The organism is Pollutibacter soli (assembly GCA_029269725.1).
In the GTDB taxonomy this organism is placed as follows: Bacteria; Bacteroidota; Bacteroidia; order Chitinophagales; family Chitinophagaceae; genus Pollutibacter; species Pollutibacter soli.
Window position 1 is genome coordinate 1,125,693 of sequence record JARJHS010000001.1, and the last position, 19,737, is coordinate 1,145,429.

15 protein-coding genes are annotated in these 19,737 nt (G+C 42.7%); 9 read left to right on the forward strand and 6 right to left on the reverse strand.

All coding sequences use genetic code 11. The annotated features are described in order from the left end of the window. The first annotated feature begins 37 nt into the window (after positions 1 to 37). Both P2W82_RS04540 and P2W82_RS04545 read left to right on the forward strand, forming a co-directional pair. On the forward strand, positions 38 to 1,192 hold the full coding sequence (locus P2W82_RS04540; protein WP_336514656.1) for a serine hydrolase domain-containing protein: 1,155 nt from the start codon (positions 38 to 40) through the stop codon (positions 1,190 to 1,192). Between the two features lie 71 nt (positions 1,193 to 1,263). Next, a complete protein-coding gene (locus tag P2W82_RS04545) occupies positions 1,264 to 2,304 on the forward strand; it encodes an MBL fold metallo-hydrolase (protein WP_336514657.1) in 1,041 nt (346 codons plus the stop codon). Between the two features lie 189 nt (positions 2,305 to 2,493). Here P2W82_RS04545 and trhA read toward each other — a convergent pair whose 3' ends face one another. The 3 genes from trhA to P2W82_RS04560 all read right to left on the reverse strand — a co-directional run bounded on the left by trhA (position 2,494) and on the right by P2W82_RS04560 (position 5,170). Further along, positions 2,494 to 3,162: a PAQR family membrane homeostasis protein TrhA gene (trhA, locus tag P2W82_RS04550; RefSeq protein ID WP_336514658.1), complete on the reverse strand. Its 669-nt coding sequence runs from the start codon at positions 3,160 to 3,162 to the stop codon at positions 2,494 to 2,496. A 47-nt stretch (positions 3,163 to 3,209) separates the two neighbouring features. Next, positions 3,210 to 4,157, reverse strand: coding sequence for a 3-keto-disaccharide hydrolase (locus P2W82_RS04555; RefSeq protein ID WP_336514659.1), 948 nt, complete (start codon positions 4,155 to 4,157; stop codon positions 3,210 to 3,212). A gap of 509 nt (positions 4,158 to 4,666) precedes the next feature. Continuing rightward, the gene (locus P2W82_RS04560) at positions 4,667 to 5,170 is read right to left on the reverse strand and encodes a hypothetical protein (RefSeq protein ID WP_336514660.1); all 504 of its coding nucleotides are present in this window, start codon (positions 5,168 to 5,170) and stop codon (positions 4,667 to 4,669) included. Between the two features lie 325 nt (positions 5,171 to 5,495). On the opposite strand from P2W82_RS04560, the gene P2W82_RS04565 reads away from it, so the two are divergent. The 4 genes from P2W82_RS04565 to P2W82_RS04580 all read left to right on the forward strand — a co-directional run bounded on the left by P2W82_RS04565 (position 5,496) and on the right by P2W82_RS04580 (position 9,904). Further along, positions 5,496 to 6,845: a Gfo/Idh/MocA family protein gene (locus P2W82_RS04565; RefSeq protein WP_336514661.1), complete on the forward strand. Its 1,350-nt coding sequence runs from the start codon at positions 5,496 to 5,498 to the stop codon at positions 6,843 to 6,845. Positions 6,846 to 7,150: 305 nt separating this feature from the next. Next, positions 7,151 to 7,669: a DinB family protein gene (locus P2W82_RS04570; protein WP_336514662.1), complete on the forward strand. Its 519-nt coding sequence runs from the start codon at positions 7,151 to 7,153 to the stop codon at positions 7,667 to 7,669. 162 nt (positions 7,670 to 7,831) lie between these two features. Further along, the gene (locus P2W82_RS04575) at positions 7,832 to 8,644 is read left to right on the forward strand and encodes an MBL fold metallo-hydrolase (protein ID WP_336514663.1); all 813 of its coding nucleotides are present in this window, start codon (positions 7,832 to 7,834) and stop codon (positions 8,642 to 8,644) included. Positions 8,645 to 8,806: 162 nt separating this feature from the next. Continuing rightward, positions 8,807 to 9,904: a hypothetical protein gene (locus tag P2W82_RS04580; RefSeq protein ID WP_336514664.1), complete on the forward strand. Its 1,098-nt coding sequence runs from the start codon at positions 8,807 to 8,809 to the stop codon at positions 9,902 to 9,904. A gap of 112 nt (positions 9,905 to 10,016) precedes the next feature. Here the strand turns inward: P2W82_RS04580 and P2W82_RS04585 are convergent, their stop codons facing one another. Then, positions 10,017 to 10,574 (reverse strand): hypothetical protein, encoded by a 558-nt coding sequence (locus P2W82_RS04585; RefSeq protein WP_336514665.1) that lies wholly within the window; start codon positions 10,572 to 10,574, stop codon positions 10,017 to 10,019. A 170-nt stretch (positions 10,575 to 10,744) separates the two neighbouring features. Here P2W82_RS04585 and P2W82_RS04590 point away from each other — a divergent pair, with 170 nt between their 5' ends. Then, positions 10,745 to 11,173, forward strand: coding sequence for an ester cyclase (locus P2W82_RS04590; protein ID WP_336514666.1), 429 nt, complete (start codon positions 10,745 to 10,747; stop codon positions 11,171 to 11,173). 105 nt (positions 11,174 to 11,278) lie between these two features. After that, positions 11,279 to 13,357 (forward strand): alpha-amylase family glycosyl hydrolase, encoded by a 2,079-nt coding sequence (locus P2W82_RS04595; RefSeq protein ID WP_336514667.1) that lies wholly within the window; start codon positions 11,279 to 11,281, stop codon positions 13,355 to 13,357. A gap of 303 nt (positions 13,358 to 13,660) precedes the next feature. Here P2W82_RS04595 and P2W82_RS04600 read toward each other — a convergent pair whose 3' ends face one another. Then, entirely contained in the window at positions 13,661 to 17,476 is a 3,816-nt protein-coding gene (locus tag P2W82_RS04600; protein ID WP_336514668.1) for a PVC-type heme-binding CxxCH protein, read from the reverse strand. Between the two features lie 250 nt (positions 17,477 to 17,726). Here P2W82_RS04600 and P2W82_RS04605 point away from each other — a divergent pair, with 250 nt between their 5' ends. Next, positions 17,727 to 18,995 carry a PQQ-dependent sugar dehydrogenase gene (locus P2W82_RS04605; protein ID WP_336514669.1) on the forward strand — a complete coding sequence of 423 codons (1,269 nt, stop codon included), beginning with the start codon at positions 17,727 to 17,729 and terminating at the stop codon, positions 18,993 to 18,995. 237 nt (positions 18,996 to 19,232) lie between these two features. Here the strand turns inward: P2W82_RS04605 and P2W82_RS04610 are convergent, their stop codons facing one another. Beyond that, the gene (locus P2W82_RS04610) at positions 19,233 to 19,658 is read right to left on the reverse strand and encodes an SRPBCC family protein (RefSeq protein ID WP_336514670.1); all 426 of its coding nucleotides are present in this window, start codon (positions 19,656 to 19,658) and stop codon (positions 19,233 to 19,235) included. Between the last annotated feature and the right edge of the window lie 79 nt (positions 19,659 to 19,737).

The following is a 19,737-nucleotide window of genomic DNA, read 5'->3' on the forward strand; positions in this document are numbered from 1 at the left end:
AATTACAAACACGATCTCCGAATTTCAATTCCCGTTTATGACCAGATGTCTCTCAATCCTCGCTTTTTGTTTGTCCGGCTTCGTGTATACGATGGTGCTTGCGCAGAATCAATATTATCCGGACAGTATCTGGGCAAAAAAGAATTCATCTGAATCTGGAATGAACGCAGCACTGCTCGATTCGGTAATACAGTTCGCCATCAACAATGAAAATAAGATGGAAACAGATCTCCGCATTGCGATTTCAAAAGCATATACAAATGAGCCGGATTTCCGGATTGCAGGCCCAGTAAGACCAAGAGGTAAAGCTGCGGGACTGATCATACACAAAGGGTATATCGTTGCTGAATGGGGCGACCCATCGCGGGTGGATATGACATTCAGTGTTACTAAAAGTTTTTTGTCGACAGTTGCAGGTCTTGCTGTAGACAACAAATTAATCAGAAATATCGATGATCGTGTGCAGCCTTATGTATGGGATGGAAGTTTTGATGAAAAAACAAACAGTCTGATTACCTGGAGACATTTATTAACACAATCATCGGATTGGTCCGGGTGCCAGTTTGGTTTTTGCGACTGGGCCGATCGGCCACCGAAAGAAGGCACCATCGAAGACTGGAAAAACAGAAAACGGAATGCACCAGGAACTGTATTCGAATACAATGATGTTCGTGTTAACCTGCTCGCCTACTCGCTTTTACAGGTCTGGCGTAAGCCGCTACCGATCGTCCTGAAAGAAAAATTCATGGATCCTATTGGTGCAAGTACTACCTGGCGCTGGTATGGTTACGACAATTCATTTGTGACTATGGACGGATTATCAGTTCAATCGGTCAGTGGTGGCGGCCACTTTGGCGGCGGTCTGTTTATCAACTGTTATGATATGGGTAGATTTGGTTTGCTTTTTTTACGTAATGGTAAATGGAAAGATCAACAGGTGATTTCTTCGCAATGGGTGAACGAAGCACATCAACCTTCAGCAGCTGAAAAAGGCTACGGCTTGCTATGGTGGACTAATCTCACAGACGAACTTAAAGGAGTATCCCAAAAAGTATACTACTCGAATGGTTTTGGCGGAAATTATATCGTGATCGATAACGAACACGATCTCGTGATTGTAACCCGGTGGCTGGATGGGTCAAAATTGAATGGATTGATTCAACGGACCGTGCGTGCCATCAGTTCAAAATAGTATGCCAATGTATTTTACCGGACAAACATTTTTAATGGCCATCTGTTACTTTGAACCATAAAAACAGGCGAATGAAGAATCCGATTTATGGCAGGCTTCCGGAGGGTAAAAGACTTGACAGGATTATGAAATCTCCTAACTACGGCAAAGGACAGTTTCAAAATCTGAGCAACACACCCGCACTTGCAGAAGGTCATAGTTATCTCGAAGTACTGTATCAGTATTTTTTTAAAAAAGATAAAAGGCGATTACCGGCTTCCGTCATTCCTTCAATAAAACCAGATCTGAGAAAATTCGAGCTGAAGGAAGATATACTCGTCTGGTTCGGACATTCTTCTTATTATATTCAGCTGGCTGGAAAACGGATGCTGGTTGATCCTGTATTCAGTGGAAATGCATCTCCACTCAGGGGTACAAACAAAGCTTTCCCGGGAGCGGATATTTTTCATTCAGAAGACATTCCTGATCTCGATATTCTTTTTCTTACACACGATCATTATGATCACCTGGATTATAAAACTGTTGTTCAGTTAAAAGACCGGGCGAAATTAATCATCACTGGTCTTGGTGTAGGTGAGCATCTCGAGCTTTGGGGTTTTGATCCTTCAAAATTCATTGAGCTGGATTGGAATGAAGAATACCGCTCCGAAAATTTTATTATCAATACTACTCCGGCAAGGCATTTTTCAGGAAGAGGATTTACGAGGAATAAAAGTTTATGGCTGTCGTTTGTTCTCGAGACGCCCAACATGAAACTCTTCCTTGGCGGTGATAGTGGTTACGATACACATTTTGCAGAAATCGGAAAGAAGTTTGGTCCGTTTGACCTGGCAATACTTGAAGATGGCCAGTACGATGTTAAGTGGAAATACATTCATCTCCTTCCCGAAGAAGTGCTGAAAGCCGCGAGAGATTTACATGCGAAGCGTCTTTTCCCCATACACAACTCAAAATTTGCAATGTCCAACCACGCATGGGATGATCCGCTGAGAAAAATAACGGTGGCAAACAACAACTATCATATACCGCTGGTGACGCCGATTATCGGCGAACCTGTTTATCTAAAGAATGGGCAGCAACAGTTTAAGAAATGGTGGGAAGATGTCAGGTGATGTATGGGGCTTAACGTTTAAAGTTGAACGTGAGCCTATGAAAGTGTTAGGTGCTAAGATATAAGACAGTTTTTTCGAGAACCAAAAAACCCTGAAGTTGCGAAAAGCGGGAATTTCCATCATCCCGCAGGAATATCTTGTCTATATCTGCCTGAAACGCGGTTATGATGATTTATAAACTCCCTGAGATTACACCGCCAGTAACACAGCTACATAATGGCAAACGGCAGCAGCAAGCACCAGGAAATGCCAGATCGCATGGTTCCATTTGTATTTCTGCCAGAGATAAAAAATAATACCAACGCTATACAGACCACCACCAATCAGGATAAAAGTCATCACATCTGCAGGAATTGCGCGAAAAAATCTTTTCCCCCCCACTACCAATATCCATCCCATAAGAAAATAAACTATTACAGATAGTATTTCATACCTACCGGTCAAAAATATTTTGAAAACCACACCCAGGAAGGTTAACCCCCAGAGGACAGCTAACAACGTTATTCCAAAACTGTTGAATAAAAAAATCAGCAGGAACGGAGTATATGTTCCTGCGATTAAAAAATAAATGCTGATATGGTCAAAGATTTCAAGCGTTCGTTTAACAGTCTTCTCACGAAATGCATGATAGAGTGTTGAAAACGTAAACAACATCAGGAAGCAAAAACCGTAAATGCTCGCGCCGATTATACCGCGCATATTTGCTTCGTGCGCAGCCAATGCTGTTAATATAGGTATGCTGATGATACCGAACATAATGCCAAACGCATGTATGACACTATGTACGATCTCATGCCTTATCGCATACCTGCTTTCTGTTAATGTTTTATTGTCGGGTAATTTTTGAATTTCCACCATGATGCAGCCGGATTCCTTTTGAAATCAGAATGCATCAAATCGTATGCCTACAAAGCAGGTGTAATCACGATATTCCTGTATTCAACTGCGCCATGATCACCCTGGAAATAAATCGGCCCGGGTTCGCCTTCATTGCTGTCCAGCGCACCGCCTGTAATACCGGGGATTTCCTGGTTAGTAATGATGGTTTTTCCATTGATCGTTAACGTTACCATACGTCCGATCAGGATAGCATCAATTACATTCCACTCACCCGCATCCTTCGCCATATTATCACTCGGCTTTATAAATCCATAGATGCCACCCATAAGACCGCTTGAAGGTGCTTGTCCTTTGCTATCGGTGATCTGGATTTCATATCGTCCACGCAGATATATTCCGCTATTACTCTCCTTAGGAATTCTTACTTCGACATGTAGCTTGAAATCTTCAAAAGTCTTTTCACTACGAAGATTAACGCCCGACCTGGGATTTCGTAACACACCGTTTTCAACAACCCACTGATTGTCCGGACCCAATGGTAACCAGCCAGTTAGGTCTTTACCATTAAACAGTGTGATTGGTTTTCCCCATTTCGGTTCTTTGGTACGACGAAGCTCAGGAGCTCTGACAGCTGTAAAAGGAACAGTTTTACCATCCGGGTTCAGTACCGTACCCACGAGACGATCGCCCTGTAATTCCCCGTCAATAACCATATCATTTCCTTCATCCCATTGCGGAGGTATTGTAAAATTGAACTTACCGGCATTGAAATTTATTTTCGAAACCGGCCTGGCACTTCCACCCGTTCCCACAAAATACCCGACAAGGGTTTTTATTCCTGAATGTTGTACTTCGAGCCAGGATGGGCGGGGCTTTCCGTCGATGGTGAGGGTCATATCCCATCGGCCTTCTAACTTTTCTTCAGGCAAAGCTGATTTTTTAAATGGTGATGCACTGATGATTACAGAAGCTAACGCAGTTAAGGCTACCAATGGAAGCAATTTCATTTTCATATATGACAAATTATCGGGTTCGAATATAGTGGAAAAGAGGCAATAGTGAGCAGGCAACGGGCAGGAGTCAACTCATCTCCGCGACCTGCATACCCTGATAGTAGCTATGATTTTTCGAAGTTGATTTTACTGAAAACAAAATTGCATGCAAAACAGTAAACGATTTTAGCTCTTCAAAATTCAATACCTAAATAAAATTGCAGCCTTTATGAATGTATCTGTTGCCTGCTGCCTGTTGCCCGGCTGTTCAACTGAACTATGAACAATGAACTAAGAACTCCCCCTATGAAATCAAAATTGTAAGAGGCAGCAGATCTCCGTAACCTGCGTGTATGAAAGGCACTTGTTGCCTATTGCGACTGGGGTTTGAAAAAATAAAAACTGATTCGAGTACATCAAGAGTTGCTGCAGCAATTAAAATTCAAAAATTAAATAAAGTTGGAGACAGAATATATGTATTTGTTGCCTGGCTGTTTCTGACAACTAACAACTATGAACTATGAACTCCCCTAATTATTCCCTTCCGAATACACCTCCTGTACATTTGAGTTGCGGGCATCATCACCGGAGGGCTCCGGCAGAAGTAAAAAGAGCGAATCCGCCGATTTATCAGAATAAACTTCTTTCATCTCAGCCTGTAACTGCCTGGAACTGTTTTGAAGAACCCTGACGTGGTGCTCCAGTCGGAGCAGGCTATGCTTCACCGTTGTGTCGGATTTCTTATACGAAATGATGGCCTGATGCATTTTTTCCAGCTCACCGGAAAGTATATCTGAATTCTCCGACATTACCGTCCCGGCTTTTTCTAAAAGCTGTTTCGAGTTCGATGCTTCTGATCTGCTTTTAATTAGCCGCCCGGCATCCTCTTTGTATATAAGATAGACCGCGGTTAATGAAACAATGGAAAGGATACAGCAGCTGAACCGTATCCACATTTTTTTATTGCCGGAAAGAAAATCCACCACGGCCAGCAAACTTGCGACCGATAATGAAATTAACAGAATTAAGTTCATTACAATCCTTTTTAGATATCAGAAATACCCTAACGTTCAGAAAAAAAATTGTGAGAGAGGAAAATTCAATCGGTGGTTGGTGAGGCAGATGATAATCGAATCAAATGAAATTAAAATTAATATTTGAATACACCACCAGTAGTTATTCACTTTTGAATTAAAAAGTGGTTAAAAGATCTGAACGACTTTTACCTGCTTGAAAAAGATACAAAACAGTTTTTTTTAAATATGCATTAACTGGCTTACAATCATTTTAACACCTGTTTTTAATTCTGACTTATCTTTAATTGTCACGATACATTAAACACTATTTACTACAGCTCATATGACTATTAACAGAAGGCATTTTCTGCGCGGTGCTTCCGCTACCCTTGCGCTCACTGCTTTAGAAGTTCAGGGAATGGATTTTTTCAAGCAGTCAACACCACGTCGCGTGGCGTTGATCGGTACTGGTTGGTATGGTAAAAGTGATCTTTTCCGGCTGATGCAGGTTGCACCGGTGGAAGTTGTTTCGCTCTGCGACCCGGATAAAAAAATGCTTGAAGGTGCAGCTGATCTTGTGGTAGCAAGGCAGAAGGTTAAGAAAAGACCGAAGCTGTATAGCGATTACAGAAAGCTTCTGGAAGAAACAAAGCCTGAAATCGTTCTGATAGGATCTCCTGATCACTGGCATGCGTTACAGTGCATTGCTGCATTACAGGCCGGCGCGCATGTGTATGTGCAGAAACCGATAAGTGTTGATGTTATCGAAGGTGAGGCGATGGTTGCGGCAGCAAGGAAATATAACAAAGTGGTACAGGTAGGCACACAAAGAAAAAGCACGCCACATTTGATAGATGCAAAAAAGAGAATCGTTGACGCGGGATTACTGGGTAAGGTTTCTTATGTAGAAATGTGTTGCTATTATCATATGCGCGCAAACGGTAATCCTCCCGTGGAAGCTGTTCCTGAATATTTTGACTATGAAATGTGGACGGGCCCTGCCCCGCTTCGTCCGTACGATGGATTGCCACACAAGCGTTGGTGGAGAACATTTATGGAATATGGAAATGGCATCATGGGGGATATGTGTGTGCACATGCTGGATACCGTGAGATGGATGCTCAAGTTGGGATGGCCGATACGCATCAGTTCCACGGGCGGAATTTTCGAAGACAAATCCGGCAAGAGTAATATCGCTGACACCCAAAGTGCATTATTCGAATATGAAGAATTGAATTGTGTATGGACACATCGTTCCTGGGGAGGTCCTGCTGATCCCGAATATCCATGGTCGTTTAAATTATTTGGCGACAAAGGCACCTTGTCAGGAAGTACCATGCAGGCTGATTTCATCCCGCAGGGCAAGGGTGAAAAAATTCATTTTGATTGCGTGTTTGAAAAAGAAAAATATCCGGAGGATCTGAAAGAAGCGGACATCGAATTAAATGCTGCACCTGCAACGCGTTTGCATATGCTGGATTTTCTGAAAGCGATCGACAACAAAACAAAACCCGTTGCAGATATCGAAGAGGGTCATATCTCAACTTCCAGCTGCATTCTCGCAAATATGTCGATGGAACTGAAAAGACCACTGGTGTATGATCCTGTTACCCGGACTGTAAAAAATGATCCTGAAGCTACCGAGAAGCTGAGAAGAGCTTATCGGGGACCCTGGAAACATCCGGAGGTATAAGGTGAGAAGTGTGATGATGCAATTTTTCCAGAGAAAATGCAAATTGATTTCCCAAAATGCAAGGAGTGGCACAATCGCCACTCCCTTTTTATTCAGCCATTTGAATAGCTTTTCTGAAAGCCAGTCTCCGGTGGTAACCAGTAAGTGAGCGTTGATCTTTTGACATTTTTGAAATACGACGACCCTCCCGGACGCCGGCTGTTACTTTTAACTTTCTACTTATAACTTCTAACTTTTAATGGCTGCCATAGGGTTGTCACCCACCCTGTTTTACTTTGATTATTATTCATCAAAATCATCTCATCATGACACAGACAGAAACCAACAAAAGCCCAAAAACAGCAGGCGTTATTTATACTCCTGCGGAACTTCTCGAACACTGGCAAGGTCATCGCCGGGTGACGCGCAGGATGATCGAAGTATTCCCCGAAGACAAACTTTTCACTTATTCCATCGGCGGAATGCGTGCTTTCTCCGAACTGGTTTTAGAATTTATCGGAATGGCTCATCCGGGTGTAACTGGCGTTAGAACAGGTGAATGGAAATCGATGAAATTTGCACACGAAGGTGTCCCTTCAAAGCCAACGACAAAGGCAGAACTACTTTCACTTTGGGATGAAACAACAGAAAAGATAAACCGGGAGTGGAAGGAAACTGCCGACGAAAGATTCATCGAAAATGATATTGCCTTTGGTCAATGGAAAGGACCGGTATATTCATTCGTACAATATTGGATAGATAATGAAATTCATCACCGCGGCCAGGGATATGTTTATCTCAGGTCATTAAATATCGAGCCGCCGGCGTTTTATGATAGAAGCTAAGAGGTGAAACGCAGAACGTAAAACGTTGAACGTTGAACGTTGAGCATACAATTACAAAAAGATGGAGAATTGGCTTTCCACTTCCGTAAATAATTTTCAACATCGGGCTCTTACGTTTGACGTTATACGTTTTACGTTTAACTTTACACATTATACTCTTCAATGTCTCTCTTCTTCTCATCACTCAATTCCGGAAGCAACGGAAATTGCTATTATGTCGGCTGCGCGACAGGTGCAGTGCTGATCGATGCTGGCATTTCATGCAGGGAAACAGAAAAACGAATGCTTTCATTAGGTCTGTCACTGAAAAGTGTAAAGGCCATCTTCATTTCGCATGAACATACCGATCATATAAAAGGCGTAGCAACACTTTCTTCAAAATTTAATATCCCTGTTTACATCACCAACAAAACAGCAAACTATTGCGTAGGATTGAAGGCGAATCTTTGTCGCCATTTTGAAGAAGGACAAACCATCACCGCGGGTCAACTCAATATTACTCCGTTCACTAAATTTCACGACGGCTGTGATCCGCACAGCTTTGTGGTTAGTTATTCGGGTTTAACTGTTGGAATTTTTACAGATATCGGTAAGGTTTGTAAAAATCTGATTCACTATTTTAAAAAATGTGATGCAGCATTTCTCGAAACCAATTACGATGAGCAAATGCTGGAGACAGGGTCCTATCCTCTTGTTTTAAAAAGAAGAATCCGCAGCGGTCATGGACATCTTTCCAATACCCAGGCGCTCGAATTATTCCTGCAGCATCGCTCAAAAAAACTCAGCCATCTTTTACTGTCACATTTGTCAAGAGAAAATAATCACCCGGAAATTGTTGAAAAAACATTCTCTCCTTATGCCGGTTCAACAAAAATCATCGTGGCTTCACGTGACCAGGCATCTCCCGTTTTTTCCATTACTGGTAACGGATTTGCAGCCGTAAATCAGTCTGCAAAACAGCTACAATTATTTTGATTTTCGTCTTCCCACCTTGAAAAAAGTTATGCCAAATCGATCCCCTACTGGCATTAAAAACCCATTACAATTTCTAACTCATTAAGTATTCGCTAGTTAGTTGAATTAATTCCTTAAAATTTTTCCCTCCGCCAGACGTTTTATAGGTAAGTATTCCATACCATGAAAAATTTCATTCTGGCCTTTGTTATCGTCTTGCCATTGGCAACTACAGCCCAAAAGAAAGTCGACCTGGATCGTTACAATTTCACAGCGCAGTTCCGGGCATTACCACAGATTCGACTCGATACCAATTACCGGACGTACAATGTGAAAGTTTCCGGTACATCAATGATGCAGTCAATAATCAATGAAATGAATGCCGAACAAACTGTTGAACTTGAAGGATGGAAAAAGCTTTCTTCAAGAGGACATATCACAGTCGACGTAAAAGTGGATGATATTCTTCCGGAAGCAGTTGAGGTAAAAGAAAGAGTAGAACAGATAAAAGACAAAAACGGAAAAATTACCGGCCAAAGAGTTTATTATCGCCAGGAAGTGGTGTATACGTTTGCGGTCACTGCACAAATAACCGATTACAAAGGTGCACATATCAGGGAAGAACAACTGGTCACCAGACAATCGAAGAAAACATACAGTGGCCCTGAGTTTCCCAACAGGCAAATCGCCTCCGGATATTTTTTACTGAATTCAATAAAAGTCACCAAAGATCTTTTCAAGAGTAATCTGAATAATGCATTGCATAACCTGAGCGACAGGATCAGTTCTAATTTCGGATACCGGGTTGTTAATGTAAATGATCATATGTGGATCGTCGATAGCAGGAAACATCCGGAATACGACGCCCACCGACAGGCGTTTCTTAAATTGAATGATATCTTTTTCAGGATGACTGCTGATTCTCCCGTCGATAGTCTGAGGAAAGAAGCAAAACCGGTTATCGATTACTTCGAAAAAATAAAAAGGGTTTATTCTTCATCTTCAAAACATGACCGTAAGATCAGGTACGCCAGTTACTTTAACCTGGCAGTACTGTACTATTATCTTGACGATCCGCAAATGATGATGAAAGAGGCAAAAGGACTTGTATTGAACGACTTTGACGCAAAAGATGGAAAAGGATTTGAACAGACTGCGCGTTGGTTAAAAGACCTTTTCGATCAGACCAACAGGTATACCAGGCATTTCCCGATGGATATAGAATCGTTCAGAGGTCCTTATGAAAAAGAAGTGATAGTTGCGGACAAAGCATCTTTATAAAATAATTTTCCTTCAAATTAAAAAGGCTGACTCTTCCAGAGCAGCCTTTTTTAATTAAAAGATTTTGTTGTGCAGCAATCTATTCAGTCGTACAATGCTGTCTGAACAATAATTATTCATGCAAAAACAGGTACCTGATGTTTGAAAATTTTCCTTCAGTGATGTTCATTATCTCATCTCCCTGTTTCAGTAAACTACATTCGAAAGATCCTGAAATAACAGAGACAATTTCATCGCATGATAGCACGATGACATTTCCTTTTTGCGGATGAGGAAAAAGAGCATAACCGTTATCTTTTTGTTCACCTAGCATCAGCTGACCATCTATTAGCGCAATGCTTTCATCCAGTTCAGTGGTTAGGGGATCATCACTTAATCCAAAGCGGATAGGGTAATTTTTAAGCGACATACCCCGGCCCTGTGCAGGCGTTTGTGTTAGTGTAAGTATCAGTTTGGTTTTCTTATCCATCGATGCAACCGTGATATCCATACGCTTCCGGTCATAATTTTTTGAGTGGATAAGTGATGCCGATTCGATGTCAAACTTTGTATCAATACCATTCACTTTCGCTTCAAAAACAGACGATTCACCATTCGAATTCCTGTCATTGTCTTTTGAACACGACATGAATATTTCACTGAGAAAAACGAAAAGACAAATCTTTTTCATAGGGATAGATTGAACTTAGCGATACACGGATAAAGCAAAAACGATTTTCTGAATGTCAAATTGCCTCTTTCTTCCTGATGCGCTGACTCTCAGGCAATGACGAACTTAGATATTTTAGGTATACATGATATGTTTCAGTAACTTTCATAGAACACCAAATCTTAACTATCATGACTAACACTGAAGTAGTTCAAACCTGGTTTCAGGAAGTCTGGAACAATAAAAACGTATCTGCTATTGACAAACTGATGTCACCCGATTGTATCCCGCATGGCATTCCCGACGAGAATCGTAAACCTATCGTAGGGGTATCAGGTTTCAAGAAGTTCTATGATGGTTTTCTCCAATCATTTCCGGATATTCAGATTGAGATAAAAGATCTGATTGCCGAGGGTGATATGGTAGTAACTCGTTGTGAAGCACGTTTCACACATACCGGTACAGATTTTCAGACTTCGGCAAATAAAAAATCGTCACCGGACGGGCGCTCGTATACATTTCCCGGCGTGAGCATCACCAGGATAAAAGATGGAAAAATTGTTGAGGGCTGGAATCACTGGGATTTCCTGCAATTGTATATGGAGATGGGGGCTGTCTGATCTAAAAGACTTCAAAAAATGTGCTGAACAATCTGCCAGCTATTGGGTTTTATGCAGGAAATTTATCTACTTGTGAAAATAATTTCTGCAAAACAGTAACCCGCTATGCCATCTATTTCTGATCTGATTAATGAAGAAAGGCCTTCCAGCCTGATTGATGTCAACAGGATGTTGAGTAAAGCCGCCAGTGGCGAATACACTTATCACTCCTCCCCCTCGGACTGGCGCGACGAGATCCTGTATTTTCTTTTGCCAGATCGCTTTTCCGATGGAAAAGAAGAAACAAGGCAACTGTTAACTACAACCGAAATAGACGCAAAGCGGAAGGAAACGAATCGCCAGGATATCCATTGGGGAAACTGGGCAGAATCAGGGAAGCGATGGCAGGGCGGCACCATTAATGGAATCCGTTCAAAACTTGAATATCTTAAAGGCCTCGGCATAACTGCATTATGGATTGGTCCGTTATATAAACAACGGGTTAAAAAAGACACCTATCATGGCTATGGGATACAGGACTTCCTGGAGGTTGATCCCCGTTTCGGAACACGGAAAGATCTGCAGTTACTGGTGAAGGATGCACATAACATTGGTATCCGCGTGATCCTTGACGTTATCATCAATCATTCCGGAGATAACTGGGGTTATCTTCAACCTGATTCTGCTCCAAACGAAGTTGTCAGCTACACGCCGTATAAATATTTTCCAGATTTCTATGGCAATCCATTCCGCGAGGATTCAAAGGGTTGGACGATCTCCTGGCGAAACGCCGATGAAATTGCTTTTACCAATTATACAGGCGATATACAGCAGCCAGACGATGGTGTGTGGCCACGGGAATTACAGCAGGAGTTCAACTATACCCGTGCAGGCCATGGAAGTCTGGACGACAACGATCTCGGAAACGTACACGCAGAGCATAAGCGAACGGATTTCTATTCGCTGAAAGATTTCGCTTTGGATAATGCAGACACATTAAATTACCTGGCAGACTGTTTTAAATACTGGATAGCAATTACCGACTGTGACGGATTCAGGATAGATACCATCAAACATATTTCACTCGAAGAAGCCAGGGATTTCTGCGGATCGATTCTCGAGTATGCGGATGCGTTAGGTAAGAAAAATTTTCTTATGGCTGGTGAAATCGCTGGTGGCGACAATAACCAGGATTATGTACTCGATTACACTGCATTAATGCAGCGAAATTTGAAAGCCGCGCTGGACATTGGTTCCGCTCGGGTCGCATTGGAATATGCTGGCAAAGGATATGTTCCGGGCGATTGGTACCTCGAAAGTTTTAAAGCTGAATCAACAGGTTTTGATTCTCATCGCAGTTTTGGTAACCGGCATATTTCGATACTGGACGATCATGATCATGTTATCGGGGAAAAGATCCGGTTCAGTGCATCTATTCCGGATAAATCATCCGTTAAAAACTATGCAGTTGTTGCACCAATTGCCATGCAGTTGTATACGCTGGGCATTCCTTGTATTTATTACGGAACTGAACAGGCTTTTTCCGGGCCACCGGAATCGCAACAGATGTATACTCCTGGATGGAATGATTCCAGAAACTGGGGTGATCGTTATTTGCGTGAAGCCATGTTTGGTCCGGAACATCCACGAGCGCATTTTGAACTTCCTATAAGAGATCAGTTGAACAATCTTGACGAATCACTTCCCGGTTTTGCCGCATTTGGAATTACAGGAAAACATTGTTTTAATAAGGATAGTCCGGCATATGTGCGCATAGCAGCTATGTGCGAAACGAGAAAGAACTGGCCTGCTTTGCGGAAAGGACGTCAATATACCCGCCAGACCAGCGTTGTCGGAAAACCGTTCAGTTTTCCGGAAAGTCGCGAGCTCATCGCATGGTCAAGAATACTTGACGACCAGGAGATCCTCATTTGTGTAAATCCATGCATTGAAACGGATGAGTTCCGTGGTGCCGATGTTGTTATTGCTTCAGAGATTTTCAACCCGGGAGAAAAATTTCGGGTTGTCCTGAATACTGCTCAGGTTGCAGCCGAAGCTGAAGGAAGAAACTATACAGGAACACATCCGGTTGGTTCAACTGCGCCGGTAAGGTATTACGATAATGGAATACTTAGCGTTATAATCCGCGAAATTCATAGATCCGAAGTGGTGATATTGGTGAAGGAAGCGCTGGGAAATCAGTGAGTAGTAAGTAGTAAGTAGTAAGAAGGGAACAGCCTTATGTTGCGGTTTTTTGATTTTCAAATCAATAAGCTGGAGGGAAATGTACAGCCACGATCATATTCCAGATAAGTAAACTGTAAATCGTAGAGGCGCTACGCACGGTCTCTACGATTTACAATTTACAGGAACAATACCGTAAACCGAAATCATTTATTCACTGTTTTCTATTTTCATTTTTTTCTCCCTTTATTCTGTATACTGTATTCTGTTTTCTAATTTTAGCAATTAAGCCCTACTTACTACTTACCACTTACTACTTACCGTCTACCTCGTCGCTGTTCGTAAATAACCCACCAGGTCGTTTACCTCTGCCTCACTCAACTGAGATACCAATCCCTGCGGCATCATTGAATCCGGAGTGACCTCACGGGATTGAATAGACGATTTATTAATAACTACGGCATCCTGACCTACAATCCGCATGGTGATCTGCCGCTGATTTTCATTGATGATATTACCTGAATAAGTTCGCCCGTCTCGCGTTGTAACAACCACCAGTTTGTAATTGTCTGGTACATCAGCACCGGGAGTCAGGATATTCGAAAGAAGATATTCCAGGTTTGAACGGTTCGAACCGGTTAAATCCGGGCCGACAACCCCTCCTGTTCCATACATTTTATGACAGGTTCCACAGGTTTTCTGAAATAATGCTGCCCCTTTTACCATATCAGCTTTTTTCAGTGCATCATCATTCAACATCATCCTGTATTTCTGAAATTCTTTTTCGTCTCGCGGCGCTTCATCGATGGGTCCCCACACCTCAACAAAACCGCTGCCCACCACCCTGCGTAGCTGACGAGCCGCATTTGCAGAAACATCTTTTTTAGGAATCTTTCCATCTTTCAGTGCCTGTGTAAGAATCCAGCCGTAGGCTGGTCGCGAATACAGTGTCTGAATTGCAGTAATTTTATCTGTGGCACTCAGCGTTGGGTACTTTGCCAGAAGCAGCTGACCGAGACCGTTATCGCTGAATGCAGCGATTGATCTGATGGCATCTGTTCGTAATTGAGGATCGTCAATTAGCACAGGGAGTTCTTTTGCCAGTTCTTTTCTTTGCTGAGCAGTGAGTACCTGCAATGCTTTCCGGCGTTGTTCAATTGTCAGCGATTTATTTTTCAGTGTTGCCAAAGCCAGCTGTGCCGCTTCGGTATCTCCAAACAAAGCAGTAATATCTGTAGCCAGCTGGCTCTGACGATCTTTTCCATCTTTCAAGGATGCATAAATGGTTTGCCAACCTGCTGGTGCTTTAATATCGGTACGTCCCTCCATCCCATTCAACATGCCCTCCATAATCAGCACTTTATTCTTTGGGTTTGATCTGATCGTTTGCACAAGTACATCCATCGCGCCGGCATCAACAGCTCTTCTTGCTGTAAACTGCGCAAGCAATGGAATTGGTGTTTCGGAAGCCATTTTCAATGCCAGTGCGGGCTCCTGTGCAACGAATGGTTCAATACCGAACCACACCATTTTCGGAAGATTATGATCCTGTGCATCTTCACCATGTTTTGCAAGTGCTTCTCCCACTTTCCATGCGGACGACCTATCCATTCTTTGTAAAGCAGAGGACAGGTAGAGCCGAACAACCGGCGAATTGTCATTTGCTGCCATTGTCAGAAATTTCGCCGTTGAATTTGCTGAAGGTTTTTTGTCTTCGCATAATAACTGCACTGCCCATGCCCGTACATAAGGATCTTTGTCATCCAGTGCATTCAGCAATTCAGATTCAGAAAGCGATTTTGTTACATGCAATGTCCATAATGCACGAAGACGATAATCAGGATTCTGTGATGAATTGAAAATCTCCATGGCCTTTTGCTTCACGGCTGGATTCAATGTATTTTTTGACGCACGCGATTGCAGTATTACCCTCGCTCTTCGCGCATGCCAGTCGCTTTCGCTGGTCTGCAGTTGTACAAGAGCCACATCACTCAGTTTATTCAGATCACCATAACGTTCTGCAAAATCTTTTGCTTGCGATTTTTCCGGCATGATTCTGAATACTCTACCGGTCTCTGAATTCTTTACCTGGTTTCCGCAGATATCGGCATCATGCCAGTCCAGTACATAGACCCCGCCATCAGGCCCTATCTCCATACTGAAACCAACCCATTGACCATTATTAGCCATCGCAAAATCATCAGCATGACTGGCAATAAATCCAGAACCTGAAGGTTGAAGTTTATCCGATAATACACCGTGCTCATGAATATTTGCCATAAAAATCCGCCCCCTTTCATCAGCTGGAAATGCATCGGACTGATAAATCCTTGCGCCACCATGTGCTGATCTATGACTATGATTAGTAATCGTTTTTATGTCATCGTATACATAAGGGTTAAAATGCTGTCCACCCTGCCGGTGATAAATTCCTCCCGGAATTACATGCCACATATGCGGAATAACACAGGCACTGATGAATAATTGTCCTTTGGAATCGTAATCAATCCCCCATGGATTACTGAAACCATGAGCTACCACTTCAAAGATATCTTTTGTCGGATGATAACGCCAGACACCGCCGTTAATATCTACGCCCGCTCCTTCTAAAATATTTTCAGGAAACGGGTCTTTGTGCCTGTACAATTTGCCTTTGCCAACGGGTTTCCGAACTTTTGATGGAGTTGCAAAACCCTGGCATCCATACAGCCAGCCATCGGGCCCCCAGTGCAAACTGTTCAACGTTTCGTGCCTGTCCCGGATACCCCATCCCGTTAGCCTGACCTCAATATCCTTCACATCAGCCTTATCGTCCTGATTTCTGTCTGGTACAAACAGCAGGTTAGGCGGTGCACCAAGGAAAACTCCATCAAAACCAACTGCAATTGCTGCAGGAAATGCAATCCCTTCAAGAAATACTTTTCTTGTATCTGCGCGCCCGTCATGGTTGGTATCTTCAAGGATCAGGATACGGCTATTTCCGGAATCTGAAAACCCATGACCACGATTCTCATAGTCTTTATTTTCGGCTATCCATAACCGTCCGCGATCATCCCAGCAGAATGCCATTGGCTGAGTCATCATAGGTTCGGAGGCCCATACATTGGTCTCAAAGCCGGGCTTCATCGTCATGTTCTTTACTGCTTCTTCAGGAGTTAAAAATTTTGCATCAAGACCTTCCTGGCGGGCGATGAGCCATTGCGCATAAGTTGAATTCTGGCCGCTGAATGCTGCCCATCGATCAGTCATCACGACATCATTCAATTCACCGGAATAGATATACAGCTGATACTTTATAGTTTCTGTTTCTCCTTTGGGGATCGACCAATCTGCCAAACGTGAACGGGCAGCCCCCAATCCTAACTGTCCGTCAACACGCCAGTGCTGTGGATACGCTTTGTTGGAGGGATGATCAAAAACAGCAATATGCGCAAGATCATCGCGACCTTCTACCTGCAAACCAACATCCACCCAAAGTGCCTGCTTACCTTCTGCCCTTTCGTTTTTTTCACGCGCCGCATTGATCACTTCTCCCTTCATTCCTTCTTTCCATGGCATTCTCACAAAGAGTCCGCCATAATCGTATTTGCCGATGGTCACATCCGTTTTTGCTTCGCCTTTCCATTCCAGTGTAAGTACATAATTTCCACTATCGAGTTTCATGCTCCAGTTCTGCGTTTCACGCAACTCAGGCTCTCCTTTCTCATTCAAAAGATCATAAATCGTTTGCCATTTTACTTCTTCACCTTTCTTCTCTACTATACTTGCACCAATTTTCTTCCAGTATCCTTCACCCGGATTGTGAAAGAAATCTCTACCATTTACTCTTGTGAAACCCCAGTAAATACCTGTCTGGTGTTTATGGTGCCCAGGACTGTATTCTGTCAGCACTCCTTTTCCATCAGGAGCGGTAATGGGATGAAGAAATGGCCGAAAATTCTCTTTTGCATTTTCAACTATGATCGGTTTGTCGCTACCCGCTTTATAAACAGATATTGTTCCTGCCGTCTCATCCTGTTCCAGTACCAGTTCTTTTGCAGCAGGATCTGTGGTATCAGTTTTGCTGCCATGATCATTGCATCCGGAGAAAAGGGCAACAGTTATTGAAAGAAATAAAAAAGAAGATAGGAATTTTATCATGGCTGACATCGGTTGAGATCAAAAGATAACAAAAATTCATACTTATTCAGTAGCAGGGTTGTGCCGTTTCAGAATGAAAAAAAAGATTATACCAATTTTGAGTAAGTGGTCATGGATCGCGGGTTGTATAGATTTCAGCACAGTACAAGTAATAATTCACAATTGATGTTAAACGACTGTTTAAAATTGTTTTAAGATTACTGTTATACTTCTGCTTCCCTATTTTTGCGCCTTAACTAAATAAAATACAATGGATATCAAATCCTTCAGTTATCTCGTGCCTTTGACGGTTTCGCTTATGCTGAGCAGTTGTGGCAATGCAACAACTTCCAATGAAGCGAAAGATACTTCACAGGTCGTGAAAAGCAATTCGTCTGCGGATACAACTCAATTGCCCCCCGTTGAAACAGGTACTGCGAATACGGAGTACAAACCGGCATTTGCGGGCCAAACACGCATCGGTGGTGTAAAAACAAAAACTGCATATAAGGTTGATGAAATTGCAACGAAAATCGGCAGTCCCTGGGCCGTTGTCCCCATGCCCGACGGAAGACTGATGGTGACTGATAAGACCGGCTTTATGCAGATTTTCGGAACTGACGGAAAAGTGCAGAAAAAAGTGACTGGTTTTCCCAAAGTCAACTCCAATGGGCAGGGCGGTTTACTTGATGTTGCTTTCGATCCAGACTTCGTTCAGAACAGAACTATTTACTGGACTTTTTCTGAAGATCACGGGAAAGGAAATCTGATGGCGGTAGCCAAAGGCCAGCTTTCTGCAGATGAATCAAAAGTTGAAAATCCGATGGTCATTTTCAGGGCAACCCCTGATCTGAAAAGTACACTTCACTATGGATCAAGGATCGCATTTGATAAAGACGGGAATATGTATGTAAGTACCGGGGAACGTTCTATTCTCGAAGGACGGAAGCAGGCACAGTGGCTGAATTCAGGCCTTGGCAAAATTTATAAATTGACCAAAGAAGGAAAACCAGCTCCTGGTAATCCGTTCCTGAATCAGAAAGATGCGATGCCAGAAATATTCAGCTATGGGCATAGAAATCCGCAGGGTATTGCATTGCACCCTGTGACCGGTGATTTATGGGAAGTGGAATTTGGTCCGCGCGGTGGCGATGAGCTTAACCTCATAAAAGCCGGTAAAAACTATGGCTGGCCGACTATTACTTACGGAATTGAATACAGCGGCGGAAAAATAGGTGATGCTATTCAGCAAAAAGAAGGCATGGAGCAGCCTGTATATTATTGGGATCCGGTGCTTTCTCCAAGTGGTATTGTATTTTATACCGGAGATGCTATTCCGGAATGGAAGAACAATCTTTTCATAGGTGGTTTAAGCAGTATGCACATTGCAAGGATCGTGATTGATGAAAATAATAAAGTGGTGGGAGAAGAAATACTGCTTGCAGATAAGAAAGAACGTTTCCGGGATGTAGCTTATTTAGATGGTAAGTTGTATACGGTGACTGATGGAGGGAAGATGTTTGTTATTGCTAAACAATAGTGAGCAGGCAGGAGTAAGGAGGCAGGAGAATTAGTGGTCTGATAGGAGTAACAAGCTTTCAATTCGGTTATCACTAAAAAATCGGCAGACTATTACCAAATAAAAAAAGGTCGGGAAAATTTCCGACCATTTTTTTTATCGCCCATCCAAAAATAAAAAAATTGATGGTTGACTATTGCAGAATTTCTAAAAATTAAACGCTGTAACTTTTCACTACCTGCTAAATCCCCTGCCTCCCTACTTAGTCTCAACATATTTTTTAAAATTATTCAAAATCGCCTGCCAGCCCATCTGCTGCATTTCTACTGAGTTTTCTTCTTCCGCGTCGAAGCGCTGTACTACACGGGTTTTACCTCCATCCGGAGAAAAAGTGGCTTCCACTTTTCGTCCATCGCCCATTGTGTAGGCAATCTTTTTATGAACCTGTACATCATCATATACCCCTCCGAAATCGAATCCGAAAGATCCGTCTTTTGCTTCCATCCGGGAAGAAAATGCACCGCCAATACGCAAATCATTTTTTGCCCAGGGCGCGTGCCAGTCATCTGAAGCAAAACTCCATTGAGTGATATGATCTGGTTCAGTCCAGTATTTCCAGACTTTTTCTACTGGTGCATTGATTTCTGCTTCTGTCGTAACTACGGTGTATTCCTTTGTTGCCATTTGTTTCCGTTTTTTTGTTATTAATCGTTGACAATACAAACTTCTCCAATTAGTACGAAAATGAAAATGTGGAAAAGCG